The following is a 23,939-nucleotide window of genomic DNA, read 5'->3' on the forward strand; positions in this document are numbered from 1 at the left end:
GGACGCCCCGCGCGACGCCGAGAAACACCCGCAAGAGGCGCCCTTCGCGCCTCTTTTGGCGTTTGTCGGCACCGCCTTGTCGCCACCGTGATGGCGGCGGCTACCACCCCTTGACGGCCGGAGCCCTGGCAAGATGACGGACGCAGAACGCTTTTCCCTGAACCGCTTCGTGCCGGCAATCGCCGCCATGGCCGTGGTCATCGTAGCCTCCAACGTGCTGGTCCAGTATCCGGTGCATGGCACGCTCGGCGGCATCAACCTGGCCGACCTGCTGACCTGGGGCGCCTTCACCTATCCGGCTGCCTTCCTGGTCACCGACCTGACCAACCGCCGCTTCGGCCCGAAGGCGGCGCGCAAGGTGGTGCTCGTCGGCTTCGCCCTTGCCCTGGCGCTCTCCGTCTGGCTGGCGACGCCGCGCATCGCCATTGCCTCCGGCTCCGCCTTCCTGATGGCGCATCTGCTCGACATCGCCGTCTTCGACCGGCTGCGCCGCTTCGCCTGGTGGCTGGCGCCGGCCGTCTCCTCGGTGATTGCCTCGGCGCTCGACACGGCGTTGTTCTTCGGCCTCGCCTTTTCCGCCGCGGCAACGCCGCTGCTCGGCTATGGCGACGCCTTTGCCACCGAGGTCGCGCCGCTCCTTGGCGTCTTCACGCTGGAAGCGCCGCGCTGGCTCTCCTGGGCCGCCGGCGACATGACGGTGAAGCTCCTCGTCGCCGCGGCGCTGCTGCTGCCCTACCGCCTGCTGCTCGCCTGGCTGGTGCCGGCAGGCCGGAGTGCCGGCCGCGCCTGAACCGGCAACCGCGCCGCAGCAAACAAAAGACCCCGGGCGGAACCCTCCGCGCCGGGGTCTTTTGTTTCAGGTCATGCATCCATGCCCTAAAGCGTCGGCGCCTCGATGCCACGCCGGGCACAGGCCGCCTGCACCGTGTTGGCGAGCAGGCAGGCGATCGTCATCGGCCCGACACCGCCGGGCACCGGCGTGATCGCGCCGGCGACCTGCGACGCCTCCTCGAAGGCGACATCGCCGACAAGCCGCGTCTTGCCCTCGCCCCGCTCCGGCGCGGCGATCCGGTTGATGCCGACATCGATCACCGTCGCGCCGGGCCGAATCCAGTCGCCGCGCACCATTTCCGGACGCCCGACGGCGGCCACCAGCAGGTCCGCCTGGCGGCAGAGCGCTGCGACGTCGCGCGAACGCGAATGCGCCATGGTCACCGTGCAATTCTCGTTCTGCAGAAGAAGGGCGACCGGCTTGCCCACGAGGATCGAGCGACCGAGCACCACGGCATTGACGCCGGAAAGATCCCCCATCGCCTCGCGCGCCAGCAGCACGCAGCCTTTCGGCGTGCAGGGCACCAGCCCCGGGCGGCCGAGGACGATGCGCCCGGCATTGGTCGGATGCAATCCGTCGACATCCTTGGCCGGGTCGATGGCAAGCACGATCCTGTCCGTGTCGATATGGGCGGGCAGCGGCATCTGCACCAGAATGCCGTCGACATCCGGGTCGGCATTGAGCCGTGCGACCAGTTCCAGAAGCGCATCTTCCGTCGTCGTCTCGTCGAGCCGGTGCTCGATCGAGCGCATGCCGCATTCCTCGGTCTGGCGCACCTTGTTGGCGACATAGACCTGGCTGGCCGGGTCCTCGCCGACCAGCACCACGGCCAGCCCCGGCATCAGCCCGTGGGCCGCCTTCAGCGCGGACACCGCCTCGCGGACATCGCCGCGCAGGCGCGCGGCCCGCGCCTTGCCGTCGATCAGCTTTGCAGTCATGGAACCTCCGGAAAAACCGCCGAACTCAGGTCATTCTAGCCGCGCCGCGCCGGTCATGTCGGCAAGGCGAGCGGCAATCGCTTGCGCATCCGCGTCATCGCGAGCGCTCAGGAGAAAGGTCTTCAGCCGCGCGCTCGTCCCCGAGACGAGCCGCACCTCGCCCTTGGCAAGGCCTAGCGTCCTGGCAAGAAGCGCTGCGACCGCCGCATTGGCCGCGCCCTTGTCGGCAACCGCCCGCACCCTGACCGCCAGCACGGCGCGCCCGTCGGAGAGCAGCTTGAGGCCCTCGACCGCATCGCGCGAGGCGCGCGGGCTCGCCCTGACATGCAACCGGACGCCACCTTCACAATGGCTCCAGGCGAGCGGAGCCGCCCCCTCCGCGCTCATCGCAGGGACCCTCGCCTCAAGGCCTCACAGGAGGCCGACAGCGTCAAAAGACGTTGGGATAGATGTAATAGGCGATGATCCGCTGCAGCAGGAAGATGCCGAGCAACAGCACGATCGGCGAGATATCGAGCCCGCCCATGGCCGGCACGACGCGGCGGATCGGGCGCAGCAGCGGCTCGGTCAGGTTGTAGAGCGCCTGGCCGATCATGCCGACGAACTGGTTGCTCGAATTGATCACGTTGAAGGCATAGAGCCAGGAGAAGATCGCGCTGGCGATGATCACCCACGTATAGAGATTGAGGATGATGAGGATGACGTCGAGAATGGCGCGCATGAAGGTCGGGGCTCCGGCTTGGCGGCGGGTCGGACGGTTTCCCCTCATGTAACCGCGACGGACGCGGCCCGCAAGGCTCTCGCGGGCGGCCCGCATGCGTGGCCCCGCTGCCGGCCCGCACCGCGCCGGCATGCCCGGCGGACGGCAACCGGCGGTACGCGGCAATACGCCCTCCCGACGGTCCACACCGGACCCGGGCACCGACCGGGGAATCGCTTGACAGCAACACCCGCCCTCTCCTAAATGCCGCTCACGCTCGACGAGCGCGGGGCCGTAGCTCAGATGGGAGAGCGCTGCAATCGCACTGCAGAGGTCAGGGGTTCGATTCCCCTCGGCTCCACCAAGCTCTGAAATCATTCGCGCCAGTTTTCTACGCCAAGATCCGCAGCTTCAATTTGAAGTCCAGCTTGGCTATTTTACGGCCTGTCTTCGTTTGAAACTCTGCGAAGAAGCATGAAGACGTGACCATGCAGGTATAACAATATTTCAACATGAAGATTTGTACCACGTTATAAACGCGTCACTTACCTGCTTCGCATCCGACCGCAAGTTTATCGCAGCGTCATATGCGGATATCCTGAAGATCACAAACCTTCCACGTTCAAACATGTCGCGCGAAATTTTTCGCCACGGGTCGAGTTCGTCTTCACGCATCGCTGGGCCGCGACCAATACCCGCCGCGTAGTCATCGAAATGCTCAATCATATCGCGGATGGTTTTTAGGCTATTCTGACCGCTTACCTCGAAACTCCGATCAAATTTCGCAAGGATGTCTCTTGCGTCTGCACTTACAGCACTCAATCGTGTCAACGTTTTTACCGCACTCCGATACAACCACAGTCGAATTATGAAGTTCTCCCACAGATACTCGTCTTCAAATGGCATATCGGCGTCAGATGGCGCATCAAATGCTCGCCAAGACAATACAAGCATGTTCCACGCGTGGGTATGGCGCGGTTTATAAAAACTCCAAATTACTGCCTGACGCTCATGATCTGGAATGTTTTTCAATGCAACCTCAAAAATTGATGGAAATATATCTCCATGTATCGCGGCGGGATCGTCCCTCAGCCCACCTTCCGGCGCCCATCGCCAGCACTGCCGGGCACGGTCTCGAGCGTCACCGGGTCGAGTTCGCGCGTCGTCAGCCGGGCATTGATTCGCCGCGCGGCTCGGCCGGCGACAAACCATTTGCGCGCCGCCTCCAGATCGAAACGGGGACGACGACGGCCGGCTTGCGGCTCCAGGGCCCGCGTCAGGACCTCCAGCATTTCGTCAATGCGATAGAGCCCCCCCGCGACGGGCGGCGGCATCTCGCGCTGCTGCAGCGCCTGCCGCTTCACATCCAGCTTCTCCGCAACATCCGCGAGGCTGACGAGATCAGGTCGGACCTCACGGATCCGGGTTCCGGCAGGCAAGCCTGCCAAAATGGCACGCGCGGCATCCAAGATGACACGCTCCGGATCCTCCCCCGCCGCCTCGATCTGCACGGCCAGCAGGCGCCGATCTCCGGAACCGATGACCGCATCCTCAAAGCCCGCCTCGAACACCGTATCGGACAGCATGAAGGGATCATGTATGCCCGAGGGCAGCGCAAAAACAAGCTCGAACTCCAGCAGTTCAGCCATCTTTTTACCCCTTCCCTGCCCCGACGCATCCGAGCGCCTTCTGCCGCAGCTTTGCCGCGTGGTTCGACGGGTTCTGCGGCGTCGAATTGATCGTCATCTGGCAGAACAGGCCGCACCGGCAATCCTCACGGGGCTTCGGACAGCGCAACAGCCCCCAAGCATGACCCTTTCCGACGCGCCGCTCGACGGTCCAACCAAGCTGCTCAAGCTCGCGCAGAACCTTCTCGATTTCCTTCTTCGGATGACGGTCGCGTGCCAACAGCAATGCTCCAAGAATATTAAATTGTCAAACGACAAAATAAAAACTGTCACTGCTCGTACTATGACTTGGTTGTTCGACCAGCGCCAGCACACCCGAAACAGGCAATAGCGCTACCCACCACCCAGCAGTGCGTCGAGGAGATGCGCGTAGATCGTCTCGACGCGAGCGGCGGCCTCTGGTCCCAACCGTTGGAAATACGAGAGACCCGGCGCGGCATTGACCTCCAGCACCACCGGGCGCGACATCGCATCCATCGGCGCGCTTGCGACAAGCCCCCCAACCAGCGGACCCCGATCGAAGGAAGTGCCGACCGGCGAAGCACGGGCTGCACTCGCCTCGGCAGGCGGTTCACCGGTGGCGCGTCCCCCGATAGCCGTCTCACCGGCAGCGGAACGTTCCACTTCCCCCTCATGCAAAAGGTCGACACCGGCAAAGCGCAGGCCGAGCGCCGCGCAGGCAAGCAGCGCGGCATCCGCCAGCTCCGGTGACAGCTTGTCCGTGATGTCCCGGGCGGTGCCGCCGGTCGAAAGGTTGGCATTGGCCAAGAGCGGCACGATAGCGCCGGATGCCGGCACGCTGTCCGGGCCAAGGCCGGCCGAGGCGAGATGGGCGAGGATGCGCGGATCATCGGGAGCAATGCGGCTGCCCTTGCCGCCGCTGGAAAAGCCGGCGATCTCCGCCGCGATCAGCGCGGAAAGCGGCGTCACCCCATCGCCGGAAACGGCCAGCGGGCGGCGCAGGAAGGCGGCCTCCACCTTGCCGTCGAGCACCACGACGCGAATGTCGGCGCCCGCCACCGCCTGCTGCACCAGCACCCTCTCATGCACCGCAAACAGCGTGTCGAGCGCCAGGTCGAGCGCGGCCATGTCCCCGGCCCGGGTGACGCCCTCGCCTTCCGATCCCTCGTTCGGCTTGACGAAGACGGGATAGCCGGTGTCGCCGGCAAAGGCGCGTGCCGCATCGCGCGCCGGCAGGCGCGCGGCGACATCGGGATTTTTCAGGGCAAGCTGGGCGGCACGGCGCGGGCTGTGCAGCAGCACGCCGCGCGGCACGGCAAGCCCGGCGGCGGCGAGAAACCGCGCCGCATAGTCCTTGTCGCGGGCAAGCGCCGCCGCGCCGGCCCGGTTGATGTCGAAATGGGTGCCCTTGAAAAAGTGGCGGCGGCCGGACGCCTCGACCAGCGCCCCGGCATAGCCGTAGACCGGCTCGACCTCGACCCGCGCGCCGCGCGCGCGCGCCAGCCGCGTCAGGATCTCGACGAAGACCGGCACCCGGCGTCGTGCGGGCGCATCCCGTTTCGCGTCACGCACGCCCTGGTCCGCCCCCCGCGGCCTTCTTTCGCGCAAGCCCTGCCCGCGCGGCTCAGTTGCCGCGGCGCTGCATCAGGTTGGCGTTGTAGTCGATATGGAAGAGCTTCGGATTGGTCGGGCCGTTGACCGTGGTGTTGTAGATCGCCACAGAGGTGTCGTAGCCCTGCGCGTCCGTCACCGTCCACTGCTTCAGCGCGATCGACGCCGCATCGAAGATCAGCGTCAGCTTGCCGGTGCCGAAGGTCGAATTGTCGGCCAGCACCACGGTGACCAGGTCCGGCTCCACCGAGACATTGGCGACCTCGGCATCGGCCTCCAGGTTGATCTTGTCGGCGAGAAGGAAACGCAGCGGCGTCTCCTTCAGCGGCCAGATATCCTGGGTGGCGAGCTTGCGGTCCTTGACCGAGACCGACTTGCCGTCGGCGACGATGTCCACCTTGGCCGGCGGGTTGTAGTAAAAGCGGATCTTGCCCGGCCGGGCCATGTAGAACTTGCCTTCCGCCCGTTCGCCATTGGGACCGAACTGGATGAAGTCGCCATGCATGGTCTTCACCGAGTTGAAATAGGAATTCACCTCGGCCAGCGTCTTCTTCTGCTCGGCATCAAGCGTGGCGGCCCAGGCGGGCACGCCCCCTGCAAGCGCGAGAAACGCGCCGGTGGCCAGGGCGAGGAAAGTGCGGCGAGCGGTGGTCATTGCAAAGGCTCCGTCGGCTTGGCAAGGCGGACGCGGGGTCGCGCCTGCGCCGTCAATTGTCAGGATGCGCTAACAGGCGCCTGTGGCAAAGTTGCGACGTGTCGCCGGCTTGCCGCCCGTCACCGTCAATAATCGTCCTCGACCCCGTTCTGCACCAGGATCTCGCGCTTGCCGGCATGATTGGCCGGACCCACGAGCCCCTCGTTCTCCATCCGCTCGATGATCGAGGCGGCGCGGTTGTAGCCGATCGACAGGCGGCGCTGGATATAGGAGGTCGAGGCTTTCTTGTCGCGCAGCACGATGGCCACCGCCTTGTCGTAGAGGTCGTTGCCCTCGTCGCCGTCGCCGCCACCGGCGAGCGCGTCATAGGGGCTGTCGGAGACCTCGTCCTCCTCCGTCACCGCCTCCAGATATTGTGGCGTGCCCTGCCGCTTCAGGTGGCTGACGATGTGCTCGACCTCCTCGTCGGCGACGAAGGGGCCATGGACGCGCTGGATGCGGCCGCCGCCGGCCATGTAGAGCATGTCGCCCTGGCCCAGAAGCTGCTCCGCGCCCTGCTCGCCGAGGATCGTGCGGCTGTCGATCTTCGAGGTCACCTGGAAGGAGATGCGGGTCGGGAAGTTCGCCTTGATCGTGCCGGTGATGACGTCGACCGAAGGGCGCTGCGTTGCCATGATCAGGTGGATGCCGGCGGCGCGCGCCATCTGGGCAAGCCGCTGGATGGCGCCTTCGATGTCCTTGCCGGCGACCATCATCAGGTCGGCCATCTCGTCGACGATGACGACGATATACGGCATCGTCTCGAGCGGCAGCTCCTCGTCCTCGAAGATCGGCTCGCCGGTGTGACGGTCGAAACCGGTCTGCACCGTGCGGGTGAAGACCTCGCCCTTCTCCATCGCCTGGGCGACGCGCGTGTTGTAGCCGTCGATGTTGCGCACGCCCATCTTCGACATCTTCTTGTAGCGCTCCTCCATCTCGCGGACGGTCCACTTGAGCGCCACCACCGCCTTTTTCGGGTCGGTGACGACCGGCGTCAGCAGATGGGGAATGCCGTCATAGATCGACAGTTCGAGCATCTTCGGGTCGATCATGATCAGCTTGCACTGCTCCGGCTCCAGCCGGTAGAGCAGCGACAGGATCATCGTGTTGATGGCGACCGACTTGCCCGAGCCGGTGGTGCCGGCGACGAGCAGGTGCGGCATGCGGGCAAGATCGGCGATGACCGGTTCGCCGCCGATGGTCTTGCCCAGCGTCAGCGCCAGCTTGGCCTTGGTCTTCTCGTAGTCGTTGGCGGCGAGCAGTTCGCGCAGATAAACCGTCTCGCGGCGCTGGTTGGGCAGCTCGATGCCGATCGCGTTCTTGCCCGGAATGACCGCGACGCGCGCCGAGATGGCGCTCATCGAGCGGGCGATGTCGTCGGCAAGGCCGATGACGCGGGACGACTTGATGCCCGGCGCCGGCTCCAGCTCGTAGAGCGTCACGACGGGGCCCGGACGCACCTCGATGATCTCGCCGCGCACGCCGAAATCCTCCAGCACCCCTTCCAGGATGCGGGCATTCTGCTCCAGCGCATCGGTGTTGATGGCCGTCTGCTTCGAAGTCGCCTTGGGCTCCGACAGCAGGTGCAGCGGCGGCAGCTCGTAGACGCCCGGATTGCGCAGGAAGGAGGGCTGCGCCTCCTCCGTCACGCGGCGCCCCGGCTTCGGCCGGCCGGCCGGCGGCACGACGCGTCCGGCAGGTGGCGGCGTGGTCCGTCCGGCGGGCCCGGCGATGGCGCGCGGCAGCGGCGTGCCGAGCTCGCCCGAGCCGTCATCCTCATCAAGGTCCGGCAGGTCGTCGATGGTCGGGCCGGCGTCGAAATCGGCCTCGTCCGCATAGGGGTCCTCGATTTCCGGTTCGGCCGGCGCCCCGCCACCGTAAAAGGCGTCGAGCCCGTCGTCCTCCGGCGGCAACAGCCGGTTGGCGAGACGGCGACGCAGCGCCGAGAACCCGCCATGGCGGTGCACCGGATCGTCGTCCTCCTCGACCGGAGCGTCGGCCTCGTCCCAGTCGCCGTCATGGCCGCCATCGATGAAATCGTCGTCATAAGGGTCGGACGAGCGCCGGCGGGCACTGCCGCCGCGACCGGTCAGCCGGCGCAGGTTGGCGCGCGCCAGAAGGCCGAAATGGGTGACGGCTCCGGCAAAAGCGGAGAAGCGGCCGCCGCCTTCGTCCTCGTCCTCCTCATCCTCGCCGTGATCCGGCACGGCCCCGACCGAACGGGCATGGCGGGACGGCTCGGGCAGGGGGCGCGGCGCGGGCTGCGGATCTCGGCCAAGCCATCCGGCCGCGCGCAGCATGAACACCGCGGCGGGAACACCGAGCCCGAGCATGCCGACGATCATCGCCATGCCCTGCGTCAGCTCGCCGGTGAGCATCGCCGGGAAGCGGTGAATGAAATCGCCAAGGAACCCGCCAAGCCCGGTCGGCAGCGGCCAGCTGGCGGGAACGGGAAGGGCGGCGAGCGCACCGGCGGCAAGCAGCGTGCCGGCGCCCCAGAAGGCGATGCGGCGCGGCGCGATGCGCGTGGCACGCGCCGCGACCAGCCGCCAGCCCCACAGCACCACCGGCACCAGGAACACCGCCGAGGCAAGGCCGATCGCCTGCATGAAGAGGTCCGCGACGACCGCGCCGGGCTGGCCCAGCGCATTGCGCACCGGCCCGGACGTGGCATGGCTGAAGCTCGGATCCGTCGTCGACCAGGTGGCGAGCGCGGAGGCCAGCGCCGCACAGAGCGCGATCAGCGCCAGACCGGCCGCGCCGATCATGTTGCGCCTCATGAACCGCTTGAACGGGGCTTCCGTGTCTTCAAGGCCCAGGGCCGCGGCACGGCCGCTTCTGATCGGGGTGGTGCGGCGCATCCTTCAGCCTCCCAGCACGTCGACCAGGCGGGCAAGCCCCGCCTCGACGGTCTTTTCATCATCCACCAGGGCAAGACGGATATAGTCCGCACCCGGGTTTCCGGCCGCCCCGTCCATGGCCAGATAGGCCCCGGGAAGCACCTTGACCCCGGCCTCGGCCCACAGCCGGCGCGTCACCTCGACGCCGCCGCCGAACCGCGCGACGTCCAGCCACAGGAAAAAGCCGCCCTCGGGCACGACCTTGCCGAACAGCGGCGCCAGCAGCCTTTCCGCGACCGCAAACTTGGCGTTGTAGAGACGCCGGTTCTCGACCACATGCGCCTCGTCGGCAAAGGCCGCCGCCGCGACCGCCTGCAGCGGCATCGACACCTGCGGCGCGGCGAGACCGCGGAACCGCGACCAGGCGTCGAGAAAGTCCGGATCGCCGGCGGCGAATCCGCACCGCAGGCCGGCGAGATTCGAGCGCTTCGACAGCGAATTTATCGTGATGACATTGGCGTGGCCCTCGCCCATCGCATGGGCGGCCTGGAGCACACCGGCCGGCGGCGCGCTGCGATAGATCTCGGAATAGCACTCGTCGGCGACCACGAGGAAACGGTGCTTTCGGGCAAGACCGATCAGCTTCGACCAGTCGGCGAGGCTTGCCGCCGCGCCCTGCGGGTTGGCGGGCGAGGCATAGAAGAAGGCAACCGCCCGTTCCAGAACGGCAGGGTCGATCGCGTCCAGGTCAGGGAGAAAGCCGGTTTCCGCCCGCGCATCGAGCGTCACCGTCTCGGCATCCGCCACATGTGCCGCCGCCGCATAGGTCTGGTAGAAGGGGTTGGGCATCAGCACCGTCGGTCGCGCAGCCCCCGGCTTCTTCAGATAGTCGCGGGCGCCGATGGCGGCGAAGGTCAGGCCCTCGCGCGAGCCGTTGAGCGGCAGGATGCCGCGTGCCGGATCGAGGCTGCCTTGCAGGCCGTAGCGACGGTCGAGCCAGGCGGCGACCGATTCGCGAAAGGCATCCGTGCCGCGAATATTCGGATAGCGGCTGAAATCCTTGAGATTGCCGGCGAGGACGGGCCCGACGAAATCCGGCACCGCATGGCGCGGTTCGCCGATCGTCATGACGATCGGTTCGCCGCCGGGCGAAAGGCCGGCAAGCAACGCCGCCAGCCGCTCGAACGGATTGGCCGAAGGCAGCGTTGCGACGGTCGTGCCTTGCGAAGGCCTGCCGTCGGAACTCTGGGCGGAAGTCTGGGCGGAAGAAACGGACATTCGGCTCGTACCACTCCCCGGGGAGGCCGGCCCGTCGCCGACGCCTGCCCCAGCTCACTGGAAATCGCGCCCTCCCGGTCCACCGCGCAAGCGGCAGCGCCGGAAAGGACTGCTTGTGACGCCGAAGCCTAGCCCCCGATGGTAAATCCCTCATTAACCAAGGCTGCGGAACCTGCATCCGTCCCGCATATCAGAAGTCGCAGGTGATGCCCTTGATCTCCCAGTCGGCGTAGCGCGTCGGCTCGAGCCCGCCGCGGCCGTCGATCTCGCGCGGCATCGACTTGCCCCGCGCATCGATCTCGCGCCGGCGTTCTTCCGCCTCCGCCAGCGCCCGTCGGGCCGCCTCCGGCAGGTCCTCGGGCCGGCGGCGCGGGGTCTCGTCCGGGGCACCCTTGCCCGTGCCGGTATCGTCTTGCTCACTCATGCTCGTCTCGTTCGTCAGGGAAAACGCGCCTTCCGGCGCCGGCTCGACACGGTCCTCTCTTGCAGAAAATCGCACCTCCGCCAACATATAGGGCGAAACAGGCCGCTCCGGCCAGTGACAGGACAGGCGATCAGGCCTGCGGACGACCAGACGGACGGGTGACATGAACTATTTCCGCACCGCACTGCTGCTTGCCGCGATGACGGCGCTGTTCATGGGCATCGGCTTCATGATCGGCGGCCAGAGCGGCATGATGATCGCGCTGCTCGTCGCCGCCGCGATGAACCTCTTCAGCTACTGGAACTCCGACAAGATGGTGCTGCGCATGCACCATGCGGTGGAAGCCAGCGAAGCCCAGGCGCCGGAACTGTTCCACATGGTGCGCGAGCTCGCGGCCCGCGCCGACCTGCCGATGCCGAAGGTCTACCTGATCGACAATCCGCAGCCCAACGCCTTCGCCACCGGCCGCAACCCGCAGAACGCGGCGGTCGCGGCGACGACCGGCCTGCTCAACAGCCTGTCGCGCGAGGAAGTCGCCGGCGTCATGGCGCACGAGCTTGCCCATGTGAAGAACCACGACACGTTGATCATGACGATCACGGCGACGATTGCCGGCGCGATCTCGATGCTCGCCAATTTCGCTTTCTTCTTCGGCGGCAACCGGGAGAACAACAATCCGCTCGGCTTCGTCGGCGTGCTGCTGGCGATGATCGTCGCCCCCCTCGCCGCCATGCTGGTGCAGATGGCGATCAGCCGCACGCGCGAATACGCCGCCGACCGCATGGGAGCGGAGATCTGCGGCAATCCGATCTGGCTTGCCTCGGCGCTGAACAAGATCGCCGGCGGCGCGGCGCGCATTCACAACCCCGACGCCGAGCGCAATCCGGCGACCGCGCACATGTTCATCATCAACCCGCTGTCGGGCGAGCGGATGGACAACCTGTTCTCCACCCATCCGAACACCGACAACCGCATCCGCGCGCTGCAGGAAATGGCGGACCGCATGGGCGGCGAGGGCGGATTCGGCATCGCGTCCGGCCGCTCGGGCAGGGCCGGCGCCGGCGCCGGCGAAACGCGCAGCGCGCCGCGCACCGACCCTCCCGGCCCCTGGGGACGCGCCTCCTCGCGGCGCAACACCGACACACGCGGCCCCTGGGGCTGAATTCCGGGCGGACCGCCAACCTTTTTCCTTGTGAAACCGCGGCGTGCGGGTGCATACCCGCGCCTTCGCGGTTTTCCGCATCCCAGACATCGCAGGCATCGTGACCGGACCGAACCAGGACAATTCCAAAGGCAAGCCGCACAAGGGCCGGCGCAATGGCGCTCCCGGGAAGGGCGGCAAAGCGGGTGGCAGGCACGACCCGAAACGGGCCGGCGGACCGCGCGCGTCCGGCCCCCGGCCTTCCGAAAAGGCCGAACCGGCGACCGCCGGCATCCCGGCCCGCAAGATTGCCGTCGACATCCTCAACAAGGTGATCGGCGAGCGCCGTCCGCTGGACGAGGAGCTGCGCGAGACCGGCGGCCATCCCGAGCTCTTCGCGCTGGAGGCAAGGGATCGCGCTCTGGTGCGCGCCATTCTCGGCACCGCACTGCGCCGGCGCGGCCAGATCGCCGCCATCCTCGACCGGCTGCTCGAGCGCCCCGTGCCGGAGAAGACCGGCCTGGTCCTAGACATCCTGCATGTGGCGGCGGCCCAGATCCTGTTCATGGAGATCCCCGACCGCGCCGCCGTTGCCATCGCGGTCACCATCGCCGACCGGGACGGGCGCACCCGCCGCTACAAGGGGCTGATCAACGCCGTGCTCCGACGGATGACGGCGGAGCGTGAGGAGTTGCTTGCCGCCAATGCCGCGCCCTGGCGCAACGTACCGGTCTGGCTCTTCGCCGCCTGGCAGAAGGCCTATGGCGAGGAAACCGCGCTCGCCATCGCCGCCATGCACCTGCACGAGCCCAATCTCGATCTCGCCGTCAAGGACGGTGCGGACGGCTGGGCCGAACGGCTCGGCGGCCGCGTCATCGCCGGCAACACCGTCCGCCTTGTCCGGCCGGGCGGCCGTGTCGAGGCGCTGGAAGGCTACAATGAAGGCGCCTGGTGGGTGCAGGATGCGGCGGCAAGCCTTCCCGCCCGCCTGCTCGGCGATGTCGCGGGCAAGCGCGTCGCCGATCTGTGTGCCGCGCCGGGCGGCAAGACCGCCCAGCTTTGCGCAGGCGGCGCCCGCGTCACGGCGATCGACATCTCGGCCCGGCGGCTGGAGCGCCTGTCGGAGAACCTGGCAAGGCTCGGCTTCGAGGCGGACGTCGTTTCCGCCGACCTTGCCCAGTACACGCCGGATGCCCCCTTCGATGCGATCCTGCTCGATGCCCCCTGTTCGGCGACCGGCACCATCCGCCGGCATCCGGACGTTGCCTGGAACCGGCGCCCCGGCGACGTCGCCACCCTCGCCGAGCAGCAATTCGCCCTGCTGGAGCGCGCCGCCGACTGGCTGTCGCCGGCCGGCACGCTGGTCTATTGCACCTGCTCGCTTGAGCCGGGCGAGGGCGAGGACGTGATCACCCGCTTCCTGGCCGCCCGTCCCGAATTCCGGATTTCGGCCCTGACGCCGGAGGAGGTCGGCATCGAGGGCGTTGTCACGCCGCGCGGCGAACTCCGCACGCTGCCGGTTTCGCTGCCGCTCGACCCGCTCGCCAGCGGCGGTCTCGACGGCTTCTATGCCGCCCGTCTGGTGCGGAGTTAGGACGCAAATGGCCCGAACCCTTCGAGCCCTGCATTTTTGACAGGTCACTTGTTTCGAATCGCGCTCAAATCGGTAACGGATCGCTAACCCTGTTCCCGGACACTTTAGGTTGCGGATGAACAGGATTCGCGAAAGGGCTCCGGTACGACGAGACAGGCGCGAGGGGGGTACATTGACGCAAGCGACGCTTCTCTCCTTTGCCGAAAGGGCTCGGGTGTGGCGTCTCCTTGCGCAGACCGCCTGGCAATCCTTGTTGCGCTGGGTTCATGGCGGCCCGATGTTCCGCTGGCGCCCGTTCGCCGGCTCGCCGGCGCGGCTGCTCATCGCACCGCAGGACCTGAGGACCGCCGACGGCACCAATGCCGCCGACATCTACGCCGGACGGTTCCTCTTCGCCGGGCAGATGGTCGAGGCCTCCGGCCAGTCCCCCTTCGAGATTCCCGCCCCCTCCGCCGACTGGGCCCGGGCGCTGCACGGCTTCGGCTGGCTACGCCATCTCAAGGCGGCCGACACGGTGGTCGCGCGGCAGAACGCCCGCGCCCTTGTCGACGACTGGATCCGCAGCTGCGGCTACTGGCAGGACACCGCCTGGGAACAGGCGGTCGTCGCTCGCCGCGTGCTCGCCTGGCTGTCCCAGTCACCGCTCATTCTCAACGGTTGCGACCGCGAGTTCTATCGCCGTTTCCTGCGCTCGCTCGCCCGCCAGGTGCGCTACCTGCGCCGCACCATGAACGAGACGCCCGACGGGGTGCCGCGCCTGCAGGCGGCGATCGCCGTGGCCGCCGCCACCGTTTCCATGTCTGGCCAGGGCCGCTTCGTGCGCCAGAGCCTGAGGCGGCTTGACCAGGAACTGGCCCGGCAGATCCTCGCCGATGGCGGCCATGTCTCGCGCAACCCGGCCGCCCTTCTCGACATCCTGGTCGACCTGCTGCCCGTGCGCCAGGCGCTCACCATGCAGGGCATGCCGGCCTCGCCGACGGTGATGCAGGCGATCGACCGGATGATGCCGATGATCCGCTTCTTCCGGCACGGCGACGGCACCTTCGCGCATTTCAACGGCATGGGCTCGACGCCGGCCGATCTCGTTGCAACCATCCTGGCCTATGACGACGCGCGCGGCAGCCCGCCGGTCAACGCGCCCTATTCCGGCTACCAGCGCCTGTCCGCCGGCGACACGCTGGTCCTGATGGAAACGGGCACGCCGCCGGAGGCCCCCCTCAGCCTTGGCGCCCATGCCGGCTGCCTGTCGTTCGAGATGTCGTCGCGCCGCACCCGGATCATCGTCAATTGCGGCGTTTCCAACAGCGAGCGCGGCGTCTGGCGCGCCGTCTCCCGCTCGACCGCCGCCCATTCGACGGCAACAATCGACGACACTTCCTCCGCCCGCTTCCTGCCGGAAACCCGCTATGGCGGCTGGCTCGGCGCACCGATCCTCGCCGGCCCGACCCTGGTGCCGGTCGACCGCGAGGAAAGCCCATCCGGCATCCGGATCGTCGCCAGCCACAACGGCTACCAGGACACCCACCGGCTGATCCACGAGCGGGACCTGACCCTGTCCGAGGATGGCAGCGTGCTCGACGGCGTCGACCGCTTCCGCGCGCTTGGCAAGACCTCGCGCAGCGACGAATACGCGATCCGCTTCCACCTGCACCCGTCGATCAAGGCAAGCACGATCCGTTCGGGCACGGCGATCCTGCTGGTCGCCCCGGACGGGGAGGCCTGGGAGTTCGTGGCCCCCGGCTGCGAGACGGCCATCGAGGAATCCATCTATCTCTCCGACAGCTATGGCCATCGCCGCTGCGAGCAGATCGTCATCTATGGCCGCGTCACCCATCGCCGCGAGGCGGCCTGGCAGTTCTGCCGCACGGCCGCGCCCAAGGCGGCGCGCCGCAGGGTCAGCGACACGACCGGCGGCGAACTCGACCTTTGACCCTCCCGGCCATCGGCTGAAACGGCACAAAAGTGCCGCCGCGCCGCTTGCGCACCTTCCTGTTTGGCGTGCTTCGTGATAGGCGCAGAGCATCATCAGCCCGCCGACCTTCGAAGGACCTTACCGCAATGGCCGTGGTGTCGAAACACGTTCCCGTTCCCGATCTCGTTCCCGTCAAGCGCGCCCTCCTGTCGGTCTCCGACAAGACCGGCCTCGTCGACTTCGCCACCGCCCTTGCCGGGCTCGGCGTCGAGCTGGTCTCCACCGGCGGTACGCGCGCAACGCTCTCCGATGCGGGCCTCGACGTGATCGACATCTCCGAGATCACTGGCTTTCCCGAGATCATGGACGGGCGCGTCAAGACGCTGCACCCGATGGTCCATGGCGGTCTGCTCGCCATTCGCGACGACGCCGACCATGCCGCCGCGATGAACGAGCACGGCATTGCCGGTATCGACCTCGTCTGCGTCAATCTCTATCCGTTCGAGGAAACGGTCGCCTCGGGCGCCGATTTCGCCACCGCGATCGAGAATGTCGACATTGGCGGCCCCGCCATGACCCGCGCGGCGGCCAAGAACCACGCCTATGTGACGATGGTCAGCGATCCGGCCGACTATCCGGCGGTGATCGAGGCCCTCACGGGCCACTCAGGCCAGGTGCCGCTCGCCCTGCGCAAGCGCCTCGCCCAGAAGGCCTTCGCCCGCACCGCCGCTTATGACGCGGCCGTCTCCGGCTGGTTCGCCGCCGCCATCGGCGAGGACGCGGCCGCCCATGTCGCCTTTGGCGGCAGGCTCTCCTCCGTCATGCGTTACGGCGAGAATCCGCATCAGAAGGCCGCCTTCTACCTGACCCCGGAGAAGCGCTTCGGCGTCGCCACCGCGCGCCAGCTGCAGGGCAAGGAACTGTCCTACAACAACATCAACGACACCGATGCCGCCTTCGAGCTGGTCAGCGAGTTCGATCCCGGCATCGCCCCGGCGGTGGCCATCATCAAGCATGCCAATCCCTGCGGCGTCGCCACCGGGACCACGCTGAAGGACGCCTATGAAAAGGCGCTCGCCTGCGACCCGGTCTCCGCCTTCGGTGGCATCGTCGCGCTGAACGGGTTGCTCGACGCTGCAGCCGCCGAGGAGATCGTCAAGATCTTCACCGAGGTGATCATCGCACCGGAGGCCAGCGAGGAGGCGATGGCCATCGTCGCGGCGAAAAAGAACCTGCGCCTGCTCGTCACCGGCGGCCTCGCCGATCCACGCGCCGGCGCCAGGATCGTCAAGTCGGTCTCCGGAGGGCTGCTCGTCCAAGACCGGGATACCGGCACGGTCGACGACCTCGATCTCAAGGTGGTGACGAAGCGGGCGCCGAGCGAGCGCGAGATGGCCGACCTGAAATTCGCCTTCCGCGTCGCCAAGCATGTCAAGTCGAACGCCATCGTCTATGTCCAGGACGGCGCGACGGTGGGTGTCGGGGCGGGGCAGATGAGCCGTATCGACAGCTCCCGTATCGCCGCCCGCAAGGCGCAGGACGCGGCCGAGGCCGCAGGCACTGCCGAGCCCCGGACGATCGGATCGGTCGTCGCCTCCGATGCCTTCTTTCCCTTCGCCGACGGTCTTCTGGCGGCGGCCGAGGCCGGCGCGACGGCGATCATCCAGCCCGGCGGCTCGATGCGCGACGCGGACGTGATCGCGGCGGCCGACGAAGCCGGTCTTGCCATGGTCTTCACCGGCATGCGGCACTTCCGCCACTAGGGCGGACCCGGCTGGCGGCGCGATGTCTTTGCATTTCGCCGCCGCCCTTCCCATATATACGGTCGGGCGGGAAACGGCCCGGCGGGCGGCCTTGCGGTTCCAGGTCCCTGCGCAAGAAGGCGAAGGGAGGCGAGAGGCCATGACCGGCAGCTACGACAATCCGGAATTCGACGCGGAGTTTCTCGGCCCTTCCAGGGACCACGAGAAAAAGGTGCGCGCCCGCTTCTTCGACGTGGTGCGCAAGGCGGCCGGCCAGATCCCCTTCATGGAAGACGTGGTCGCCGCCTACTACTGCGCCATGGATCCGGCCACGCCGACGCGCGTACGCGGCGCCATCCTGGCAGCGCTCGCCTATTTCGTCCTGCCCCTCGACGGCATTCCCGACATGATCGTCGGCATCGGCTTCACCGACGATGCCAGCGTCCTGCTCGGCGTCATGGCGCTGGTGCGCGCCCATGTGCGCGACGAGCACCTGGGCGCCGCCAAAGAGGCCCTGCGCAGGGGCGACAGGTCGCCCAAAGGCTGACCCGCCGCCCCCCAAAGGCCCTGCCTCCGGGACCGGACCTCAGTCCGCGCGCTCCTCGAGCCAGTCCTCAAGCAGTTCCGTGACCTCGGCTGAGCCGGAGACCAGGTCTCCGTGCTCCGGGCGGATCCGCGCCCCGGCCGCAAGCAGCAGAGCAACGCAGGCGGCATAGTCTCCCTCGCCCCGCGTCGGGCAGTTCGCTGAACCGTGTACCGCCGTGCCGAGCGCCGTGCCCCCGTACATGTTGGTGTGCTCGAGGTCGCCGCCGCGCTCCAGCAGCAGCGGCAGGTATTCGATCCGCCCGAACCAGCAGGCGGCATGCAGCGGCGTCAGACCTTCCCGGTCGGTGGTTTGCGGATCGATGCCCGCATCGAGCATCGCCCGGATCGCCTCGATCCGGCCCGGCATGCGGGCGAAATCGACAAGCCGCTGCCGGTCTCCCTCGGTCAGCTCGCCCTCGGCGGCCGGATACGCCGAGGCAACGTTCCGCGCGCCCTTCGCATCACCCCGCGCAAGCGCCGCCAGGAACCGGTCGCGCGGAGACAGTTCACTCGCCAGCCCGCGCCGCTCCAGTGCCTCCATCATCGGGCCATTGCCATTGACGGCGGCAAGCGCATAGGCGCTGCGGCCGAAATGCAGAACCGATCCATCGGCGCCAGCATCGAGCAGGAGATCGGCGAGGCGCCCGTCGCGGCCGCGCAGGATGGCGTGATGCAGGGCGTTGCCATAGGCCGACGGCCCGTCGCTGCCATGACCCGGCGCCTCGTTGGGATCGGCGCCCGCCTGGAGCATCATCCGTGCGCCGTCGAGCTTGTCGAAATCGAGCATGCGCAAGAGCGCGTTGGTACGCTCGAAGCGCACGCCATGCGCGATCAGCAGGGCAAGGGGCTCAAGGGTCGGGGCTTCGGCCGAATGATAGGCGCATTCATTGTCATTGGGATCGGCCCCGGCCTCGAGCAACAGCCTGGCGATTTCCAGATTGTCCGCCACGCAGAGCGTCGCGTAGAGCACCGAGAGCGACGCATCCGGGAATTCCGGTCCGCTGTGGCGGGCATCCGGATCGGCGCCGAGCGACAACAGCCGTTCCACGATGCGTCGCTGCGCCGCCGCCCGCTCCGGCCGATGCCGCAGGATGGTCGAGCCGGCCACCCGCACCAGCGGGTCCAGTTCGAAACTGCTTGCCGTACCGGTTCGTCCCGGCACGCTCGCCGCATCCGGATGGCGGTCCAGCCAGTCGCCCACCCTCTCCTCGTCGGCCAGCGCCAGGGCGAGATGGAAACTGTCGGCGACAAGTTCGCTTTCGCGTAAAAGCAGCTGCTCGCTGATCCGGTCGCGGCCCGCATAGAGTGCCAATCCGAGCCGGGCGGCCGCCTGATCGCGATCGAGCGCGGCGAGTTCCAGCGCGGTCTTGTGGGCCGGCCAGCTGCGGCTGCCCGCCTCGCGGGCGATCGCGTGCAGGCAATGGGAGTGGCGGACAGGATCGGGGCGCGTGTCGAAGACCGCGTCGATGCGGGACAGGGCATCGGCATCACCGGCACGAACGGAGCGCTTCAGCGCCTTGGCGGAGCGCCGGGCGGTCTCGAGGGCGTGATTCGGGTTGGAATTGACGTCAGGCATGGACCATCTCCGTAGTCCCCAAGGCCCACCGGCGGGACGGATCCGGTCGATATCATGCGCAAGGCGTCAAGGGAGATGCGGTCGCTTTCCGTGGGCCGGGCGGCGGTCTCCATCCGCCACGCGCACTTTCCACGCGAAGCCCGTCGAGGTCAAGGTCTCAGACGGGAAGGCCCGTCCCGCGCCCGGTCACCACGCGGTAATGCGCCCACATCAGCCGTGCCGCCACGCCCCGGAGCGGCGCCCAGCGCCGGGCGATCGCCGCAGCCCCGCGCACATCCGGGCGCTCCGGCAGGTCGAGCGCGTCGTGCAGGGCCGCACGCAAGGCAACGTCGCCTGCGGGAAAGATATCCACATGGCCGGCACAGAAGAGCAGGAAGACCTCGGCCGTCCACGGACCAATGCCTCGGATTGCGACCAGTCTCCGCGCCGCCTCCTCCACCGGCAGCGCCGCGAGCCCCGACAGGTCGAGCCCGCCCGTCACCGCCTCGGCGAGCGCCCGAAAGCCGGCGATCTTGGCCCGCGACAACCCGGCCGTGCCCAGCGCCTCGTCGCTCAGGCGGAAAAGCGTCGCCGCCTCGAAGGGCACCACCAGCGCCTCGAGCCGCGACTGGATCGCGGCCGCACTGGCAAGCGAGACCTGCTGCGCGGTGATGATGCGGGCAAGTTCGGAAAAAGTCGCAGGATGCCGCCGCAGCGGCAGGTCCCCCGCGCGGGCCGCGATCCCGCAAAGCGAGGGGTCGAGCGCGAGAAGCGCCTCAAGCCCTGCCGCCAGGTCGGCCTCGTCGTCGATCCGGTGAGGACCGGGTGCAGCGCCCATGCGGGCCTCCGCGGCAGGTCTTGCCGGTGGTTCAGTCGAACAGGTCGAAGGCGAAGCGATAGGTGACGCCGGCGCCGATGCTGAACTGGTTTTCGTTGCCGCCGCGCACGATCGGGCTGTTCCTGGCGTCGCCGATATAGCGGTCCCAGCCGGCCTGCAGATGCAGCGCCGTCGTGTCGGTCACCGCGTAGCTGGCGCGGCCGACAAGACCGACGGACTTGAAGCCGCCGCCGGCATTGTAGGCGGTCAGGTTGCCGAGCGAAGCGGCCGCCTCGGCCGCCGTCACGCCGAAATAGGTGTCCATGTAGCGGCCGCTGGCGAAGTCGGCGCGCGGGCCGAAGCTCAGCTCGAGCCGTTCCATCGGATTGACGATGATGTCCGCACCGACCTGGCCGACCTGGCCGTTATGGCCGTTGATGCCCTGGCGCACCTCGACGAAGGCACGGAACCAGTCATAGCGGAACCCGGCGCCGAGCCCGAGCTCCAGCGCCCAGTCGACCTTGCGCGTACCGGTCAGCGAAACGCTGTCGGAAGCCTTGCGCTCGCCGATGAAGTTGATCGACGGGAACATGAAGAAGCCACGCTTGGTGGTTCCCCCTTCCGCCACCTGGCCGAAGCCCGGCAGGTAGAAGCGGCCGACCGAGATGATCGGCAGCGGCGAGACGAGCATCTTGTCCGCGCCTTCGTATTTCGGCTGGACCAGCGCGCCGACGCCGATGTCGATCACATATTGCTTGCTGGGAAGCGGAAGGTCCTCCGGCGGCGACATGCCGTCCTGCGCCCTGGCCGGTGCGGTGGCCAGGCTCGCGCCGGCCAGAAGGGCGGCGGCGGTGAGGGCGGAGACAAACGTGCTTTTGCGCATGGCGGTCGAACCTGTTCCGGCTGTCGGCATCTGGTGCCGAACTTTATAGTCCGGTTTACCTGACACTTCCCTTACGGCGAAGCGATTTCGCAGCAATGTGACCGTGTTGCGTCACCCTGTTGCAGGTATGCATCGCCCGGGAGCGCCATCCCTCAGGGACGCCGCCCCGTCGCGATCTTGGTCATGCCGGGGATCAGGACGTCTACGCGGACATCCTCGAAACCGGCCGCGACGAGGCGCCGCTCCAGCCAGTCGTCGGCAATCGAGCGCGCCTCCGGCGTGAACGCCGTGTGCTGCAACTGCCAGAGCGCGGTGTTCTTCGGCCCGCTCCGGTCGGCATCGACGACGAAGTCATGGATCATCAGCACGCCGCCGGGCGCCAGATGCGCGAAGGCCCGCGTAAAGAGCGCCTCATGGGCGTGATCGGGCACGCCCGACAGAAGATAGGACATCAGGATCGCATCCTGCTCCCGCGGCCATTCGGCCTCCAGCGCGTTGCCCTTCAGGTAGCGAATGCGGTCCGAAAGCCCGGCACGCGCGACAAAGGCCTCGCCCAGGTCGGCCACATTGGGAAACTCGACGACCGTGGCGGCAAGCTGCGGAAATGCCTTGCAAAGGGTGATGGCGAAGGCGCCCGTGCCGCCACCGACATCGAGCAGGGTCTGCGCCTTCGACAGGTCGACGCGTTTCGCCAGACCGCGCGCCGGGCCGAGCGAACCGGCATGCTGGCTTTCCGAATAAAGGCGGGCCTCTTCCGCGTCGGAGAACCAGTCGGCATAGGAGGCCGTCGCCTCCTCGGGCAGCTCGCCGGCCAGCGCCGGCTCGATCTGGTCCATCAGCGGATACATCTGCTGGCCGACCTGCAGGCGCAGATAGTCGCCGAAATCGTATTTCGCGCCCTTGACCAGAAACCGCTCCGCCGCCGGCGAATTGGCATAGGTCCCCTCGCGCGTCTCCGTCAGGCCCAGCGCCGTCAGGGCCGTCAGCAGGGTGCGGCAGCGCTCACGAGGCAATCCGATCTGCGGGGCAATCTCGTCGACCGACGCGGGACCCTCATCCAGTTTCGTGAAGATTCCGAAGTGAAGTCCGGCGAACAATGCCTTCGATCCCATGTAGCCGAAAGCAATATCCGAGATTTCCTCGGCCTCTGTCAGAACCGTCATGTGTGTCCCGTCTCCTCTTGCAAATCCTGTCCGATTTCGATGCACGAATGGAGGTTTTCCATCACGTGGCAATACGATCCCGGAACGAAGAACGTCGATGACGCTTCGCTTGCGCAGGCTTGTTGGTGGCGATGGGAACTTGATAATACGAAAGCGCGCCGCAATCCAGTGCAGCGGGCGCGGATGCGTGTATTTTGGGCAGCCGACCTGGCTTGCGGCCGGCGCGACCCTGCGTCAGCGGGTGGCGCTTTCGTACCAGGCGGCCAGAAGCGCGCGCTCCGATGGCTCCATATAGGTCAGGTTGGCCGGCGGCATCGCGTGCGAACGGCCCGCCTGCAGGTAGATCTCACGCGCATGCGCGGCGATTTCCGCGTCGGTTTCCAGGCGCACGCCCTTCGGCGCGACGGCCAGCCCTTCCCACAGCGGCTCGGCCGCGTGACACATGGAACAGCGGCCGAGCACCGTGTCGCGCACCGTCTCGAAATGCGGATCATCGACGAAACGGGCAAGGCGCGGCGGAACCGGCCCGGCCCCGGCGGTATCGGCTTCGCCGGCCGGTTTCTGTGCCGACAGCCAGACGACGGCAAGGAAGATCGCGGCCGTGACCGCCCAGGTCCACCACGGCGTGCCCTTGCGGGCATGGGTGGTATTGAAGAAATGGCGGATGGTGACGCCCATCAGGAACACCAGCGAGGCGATCACCCAGTTGTAGGGCGTGGCGAAGGCCAGCGGATAGTGGTTCGACAGCATCAGGAAGACGACCGGCAGCGTCAGGTAGTTGTTGTGCAACGAGCGCTGCTTGGCCTGGGCCCCCAGCGCCGGATCGGGCGTCTCGCCGGCCAGCAACGCGGCGACCACCTTCTTCTGGTTCGGGATGATGACCATGAACACGTTGGCCGACATGATCGTCGCCGTGAATGCGCCCAGATGCAGGAAGGCGGCCCGGCCGGTGAAGAGCTGCGTATAGCCCCAGGCCATGGCGACCAGCACGACGTAGAGAAGCAGCATCAACCCGGTCGTGCTCTTGCCCAGCGGCGAGCGGCAAAGCAGGTCGTAGACAATCCAGCCAAGGGCGATCGAGGCGATCGACACGCCGATCGCCACCGGCTGCGTCATCTCCAGCACATTGGCGTCGATGAGATAGAGATCGGCACCGACATAGTAGACGACCGCCATCAGCGCGAAGCCGGAGAGCCAGGTCGCATAGCTCTCCCACTTGAACCAGGTGAGGTGCTCGGGAAGGCTCGCCGGCGCCACCAGGTACTTGCGGATATGGTAGAAACCGCCGCCATGCACCTGCCATTCCTCGCCATGCGCGCCGGCGGGCAGGTCCGGCGCCTTGCGCAAGCCGAGATCGAGGGCGATGAAATAGAAGGATGAGCCGATCCAGGCGATCGCGGTGACCACATGCAACCAGCGCAAGGCAAAGGACAGCCAGTCCCACGCGATCAGCAGTTCCATCTTGCGTCCCCCTTCAGGATCGGTGCCGGGGCCGGGCTCCGGCTCCCCTGCCGTCAACTTCAATCACGAAACATGCCAGTCGCGGCGTCTCTCGGCAGCAGCAGAAACCTTCGCAGATCC

The 23,939-nt window shown here is 67.5% G+C and carries 22 protein-coding genes and 1 tRNA gene; 7 read left to right on the plus strand and 16 right to left on the minus strand.

Annotated features, from left to right (window positions below):
* The first annotated feature begins 133 nt into the window (after positions 1–133).
* A complete protein-coding gene (locus RBB46_RS08595) occupies positions 134–790 on the plus strand; it encodes a VUT family protein (protein ID WP_306028579.1) in 657 nt (218 codons plus the stop codon).
* Positions 791–876: 86 nt separating this feature from the next.
* Here the strand turns inward: RBB46_RS08595 and folD are convergent, their stop codons facing one another.
* Genes folD through RBB46_RS08610 form a run of 3 tightly spaced genes read right to left on the minus strand, consistent with a single transcriptional unit; the run spans position 877 to position 2,491 of the window.
* Entirely contained in the window at positions 877–1,770 is an 894-nt protein-coding gene (gene folD / locus RBB46_RS08600) for a bifunctional methylenetetrahydrofolate dehydrogenase/methenyltetrahydrofolate cyclohydrolase FolD (RefSeq protein WP_306028580.1), read from the minus strand.
* A 30-nt stretch (positions 1,771–1,800) separates the two neighbouring features.
* Positions 1,801–2,157, minus strand: coding sequence for a DUF167 family protein (locus RBB46_RS08605; protein ID WP_306028581.1), 357 nt, complete (start codon positions 2,155–2,157; stop codon positions 1,801–1,803).
* A 43-nt stretch (positions 2,158–2,200) separates the two neighbouring features.
* Positions 2,201–2,491, minus strand: coding sequence for a YggT family protein (locus RBB46_RS08610; protein ID WP_306028582.1), 291 nt, complete (start codon positions 2,489–2,491; stop codon positions 2,201–2,203).
* A 267-nt stretch (positions 2,492–2,758) separates the two neighbouring features.
* Between RBB46_RS08610 and RBB46_RS08615 the strand changes: the two genes are divergently transcribed.
* A tRNA-Ala gene (locus tag RBB46_RS08615) sits at positions 2,759–2,834 on the plus strand.
* 143 nt (positions 2,835–2,977) lie between these two features.
* Here RBB46_RS08615 and RBB46_RS08620 read toward each other — a convergent pair.
* The 8 genes from RBB46_RS08620 to RBB46_RS08655 all read right to left on the minus strand — a co-directional run bounded on the left by RBB46_RS08620 (position 2,978) and on the right by RBB46_RS08655 (position 10,966).
* Positions 2,978–3,502, minus strand: a complete 525-nt coding sequence (locus RBB46_RS08620; protein ID WP_306028583.1) for a hypothetical protein — start codon at positions 3,500–3,502, stop codon at positions 2,978–2,980.
* A gap of 56 nt (positions 3,503–3,558) precedes the next feature.
* Positions 3,559–4,119, minus strand: a complete 561-nt coding sequence (locus RBB46_RS08625) for a hypothetical protein (protein WP_306028584.1) — start codon at positions 4,117–4,119, stop codon at positions 3,559–3,561.
* A 4-nt stretch (positions 4,120–4,123) separates the two neighbouring features.
* Positions 4,124–4,378, minus strand: a complete 255-nt coding sequence (locus tag RBB46_RS08630; RefSeq protein WP_306028585.1) for a hypothetical protein — start codon at positions 4,376–4,378, stop codon at positions 4,124–4,126.
* A 113-nt stretch (positions 4,379–4,491) separates the two neighbouring features.
* Positions 4,492–5,691, minus strand: a complete 1,200-nt coding sequence (locus tag RBB46_RS08635) for an ATP-dependent carboxylate-amine ligase (RefSeq protein WP_306028586.1) — start codon at positions 5,689–5,691, stop codon at positions 4,492–4,494.
* Positions 5,692–5,743: 52 nt separating this feature from the next.
* Positions 5,744–6,385 (minus strand): outer-membrane lipoprotein carrier protein LolA, encoded by a 642-nt coding sequence (locus RBB46_RS08640; RefSeq protein WP_306028587.1) that lies wholly within the window; start codon positions 6,383–6,385, stop codon positions 5,744–5,746.
* Between the two features lie 125 nt (positions 6,386–6,510).
* The gene (locus tag RBB46_RS08645; RefSeq protein WP_306028588.1) at positions 6,511–9,285 is read right to left on the minus strand and encodes a DNA translocase FtsK; all 2,775 of its coding nucleotides are present in this window, start codon (positions 9,283–9,285) and stop codon (positions 6,511–6,513) included.
* A 3-nt stretch (positions 9,286–9,288) separates the two neighbouring features.
* Positions 9,289–10,542 carry an aminotransferase class I/II-fold pyridoxal phosphate-dependent enzyme gene (locus RBB46_RS08650; protein ID WP_306028589.1) on the minus strand — a complete coding sequence of 418 codons (1,254 nt, stop codon included), beginning with the start codon at positions 10,540–10,542 and terminating at the stop codon, positions 9,289–9,291.
* Positions 10,543–10,732: 190 nt separating this feature from the next.
* A complete protein-coding gene (locus RBB46_RS08655) occupies positions 10,733–10,966 on the minus strand; it encodes a DUF1674 domain-containing protein (RefSeq protein WP_306028590.1) in 234 nt (77 codons plus the stop codon).
* 163 nt (positions 10,967–11,129) lie between these two features.
* On the opposite strand from RBB46_RS08655, the gene htpX reads away from it, so the two are divergent.
* From htpX to RBB46_RS08680, 5 genes are all read left to right on the plus strand, one after another.
* Positions 11,130–12,128: a zinc metalloprotease HtpX gene (gene htpX / locus RBB46_RS08660; protein WP_306028591.1), complete on the plus strand. Its 999-nt coding sequence runs from the start codon at positions 11,130–11,132 to the stop codon at positions 12,126–12,128.
* A 100-nt stretch (positions 12,129–12,228) separates the two neighbouring features.
* Positions 12,229–13,701 (plus strand): RsmB/NOP family class I SAM-dependent RNA methyltransferase, encoded by a 1,473-nt coding sequence (locus RBB46_RS08665; protein ID WP_306028592.1) that lies wholly within the window; start codon positions 12,229–12,231, stop codon positions 13,699–13,701.
* 277 nt (positions 13,702–13,978) lie between these two features.
* Positions 13,979–15,631, plus strand: a complete 1,653-nt coding sequence (locus RBB46_RS08670; RefSeq protein WP_306028593.1) for a heparinase II/III family protein — start codon at positions 13,979–13,981, stop codon at positions 15,629–15,631.
* A 128-nt stretch (positions 15,632–15,759) separates the two neighbouring features.
* Complete coding sequence (gene purH / locus RBB46_RS08675; RefSeq protein ID WP_306028594.1) at positions 15,760–17,376, plus strand: bifunctional phosphoribosylaminoimidazolecarboxamide formyltransferase/IMP cyclohydrolase; 1,617 nt, start codon at positions 15,760–15,762, stop codon at positions 17,374–17,376.
* Between the two features lie 139 nt (positions 17,377–17,515).
* Complete coding sequence (locus tag RBB46_RS08680; RefSeq protein ID WP_306028595.1) at positions 17,516–17,902, plus strand: YkvA family protein; 387 nt, start codon at positions 17,516–17,518, stop codon at positions 17,900–17,902.
* A 39-nt stretch (positions 17,903–17,941) separates the two neighbouring features.
* Here RBB46_RS08680 and RBB46_RS08685 read toward each other — a convergent pair whose 3' ends face one another.
* The 5 genes from RBB46_RS08685 to RBB46_RS08705 form a co-directional block, all read right to left on the minus strand.
* The gene (locus RBB46_RS08685; RefSeq protein WP_306028596.1) at positions 17,942–19,516 is read right to left on the minus strand and encodes an ankyrin repeat domain-containing protein; all 1,575 of its coding nucleotides are present in this window, start codon (positions 19,514–19,516) and stop codon (positions 17,942–17,944) included.
* A 157-nt stretch (positions 19,517–19,673) separates the two neighbouring features.
* Positions 19,674–20,333 carry a DNA-3-methyladenine glycosylase gene (locus RBB46_RS08690; protein WP_306028597.1) on the minus strand — a complete coding sequence of 220 codons (660 nt, stop codon included), beginning with the start codon at positions 20,331–20,333 and terminating at the stop codon, positions 19,674–19,676.
* 31 nt (positions 20,334–20,364) lie between these two features.
* On the minus strand, positions 20,365–21,195 hold the full coding sequence (locus RBB46_RS08695; protein ID WP_306028598.1) for a MipA/OmpV family protein: 831 nt from the start codon (positions 21,193–21,195) through the stop codon (positions 20,365–20,367).
* A 152-nt stretch (positions 21,196–21,347) separates the two neighbouring features.
* The gene (locus RBB46_RS08700; RefSeq protein ID WP_306028599.1) at positions 21,348–22,358 is read right to left on the minus strand and encodes a methyltransferase; all 1,011 of its coding nucleotides are present in this window, start codon (positions 22,356–22,358) and stop codon (positions 21,348–21,350) included.
* Between the two features lie 234 nt (positions 22,359–22,592).
* On the minus strand, positions 22,593–23,819 hold the full coding sequence (locus RBB46_RS08705) for a urate hydroxylase PuuD (protein WP_306028600.1): 1,227 nt from the start codon (positions 23,817–23,819) through the stop codon (positions 22,593–22,595).
* Positions 23,820–23,939: the final 120 nt, after the last annotated feature.

It is taken from the genome of Stappia sp. MMSF_3263, from assembly GCF_030733745.1.
Taxonomy (GTDB): Bacteria; Pseudomonadota; Alphaproteobacteria; order Rhizobiales; family Stappiaceae; genus Stappia.

Bases quoted from the DNA above. Each gene is read 5' to 3' on its own strand.
- RBB46_RS08595 (WP_306028579.1), top strand. From the start codon at position 134: ATGACGGACGCAGAACGCTTTTCCCTGAACCGCTTCGTGCCGGCAATC.
- folD (WP_306028580.1), bottom strand. From the start codon at position 1,770: ATGACTGCAAAGCTGATCGACGGCAAGGCGCGGGCCGCGCGCCTGCGC.
- RBB46_RS08605 (WP_306028581.1), bottom strand. From the start codon at position 2,157: ATGAGCGCGGAGGGGGCGGCTCCGCTCGCCTGGAGCCATTGTGAAGGT.
- RBB46_RS08610 (WP_306028582.1), bottom strand. From the start codon at position 2,491: ATGCGCGCCATTCTCGACGTCATCCTCATCATCCTCAATCTCTATACG.
- RBB46_RS08625 (WP_306028584.1), bottom strand. From the start codon at position 4,119: ATGGCTGAACTGCTGGAGTTCGAGCTTGTTTTTGCGCTGCCCTCGGGC.
- RBB46_RS08640 (WP_306028587.1), bottom strand. From the start codon at position 6,385: ATGACCACCGCTCGCCGCACTTTCCTCGCCCTGGCCACCGGCGCGTTT.
- RBB46_RS08645 (WP_306028588.1), bottom strand. From the start codon at position 9,285: ATGCGCCGCACCACCCCGATCAGAAGCGGCCGTGCCGCGGCCCTGGGC.
- RBB46_RS08650 (WP_306028589.1), bottom strand. From the start codon at position 10,542: ATGTCCGTTTCTTCCGCCCAGACTTCCGCCCAGAGTTCCGACGGCAGG.
- RBB46_RS08655 (WP_306028590.1), bottom strand. From the start codon at position 10,966: ATGAGTGAGCAAGACGATACCGGCACGGGCAAGGGTGCCCCGGACGAG.
- htpX (WP_306028591.1), top strand. From the start codon at position 11,130: ATGAACTATTTCCGCACCGCACTGCTGCTTGCCGCGATGACGGCGCTG.
- RBB46_RS08670 (WP_306028593.1), top strand. From the start codon at position 13,979: ATGTTCCGCTGGCGCCCGTTCGCCGGCTCGCCGGCGCGGCTGCTCATC.
- purH (WP_306028594.1), top strand. From the start codon at position 15,760: ATGGCCGTGGTGTCGAAACACGTTCCCGTTCCCGATCTCGTTCCCGTC.
- RBB46_RS08680 (WP_306028595.1), top strand. From the start codon at position 17,516: ATGACCGGCAGCTACGACAATCCGGAATTCGACGCGGAGTTTCTCGGC.
- RBB46_RS08685 (WP_306028596.1), bottom strand. From the start codon at position 19,516: ATGCCTGACGTCAATTCCAACCCGAATCACGCCCTCGAGACCGCCCGG.
- RBB46_RS08690 (WP_306028597.1), bottom strand. From the start codon at position 20,333: ATGGGCGCTGCACCCGGTCCTCACCGGATCGACGACGAGGCCGACCTG.
- RBB46_RS08695 (WP_306028598.1), bottom strand. From the start codon at position 21,195: ATGCGCAAAAGCACGTTTGTCTCCGCCCTCACCGCCGCCGCCCTTCTG.
- RBB46_RS08700 (WP_306028599.1), bottom strand. From the start codon at position 22,358: ATGACGGTTCTGACAGAGGCCGAGGAAATCTCGGATATTGCTTTCGGC.
- RBB46_RS08705 (WP_306028600.1), bottom strand. From the start codon at position 23,819: ATGGAACTGCTGATCGCGTGGGACTGGCTGTCCTTTGCCTTGCGCTGG.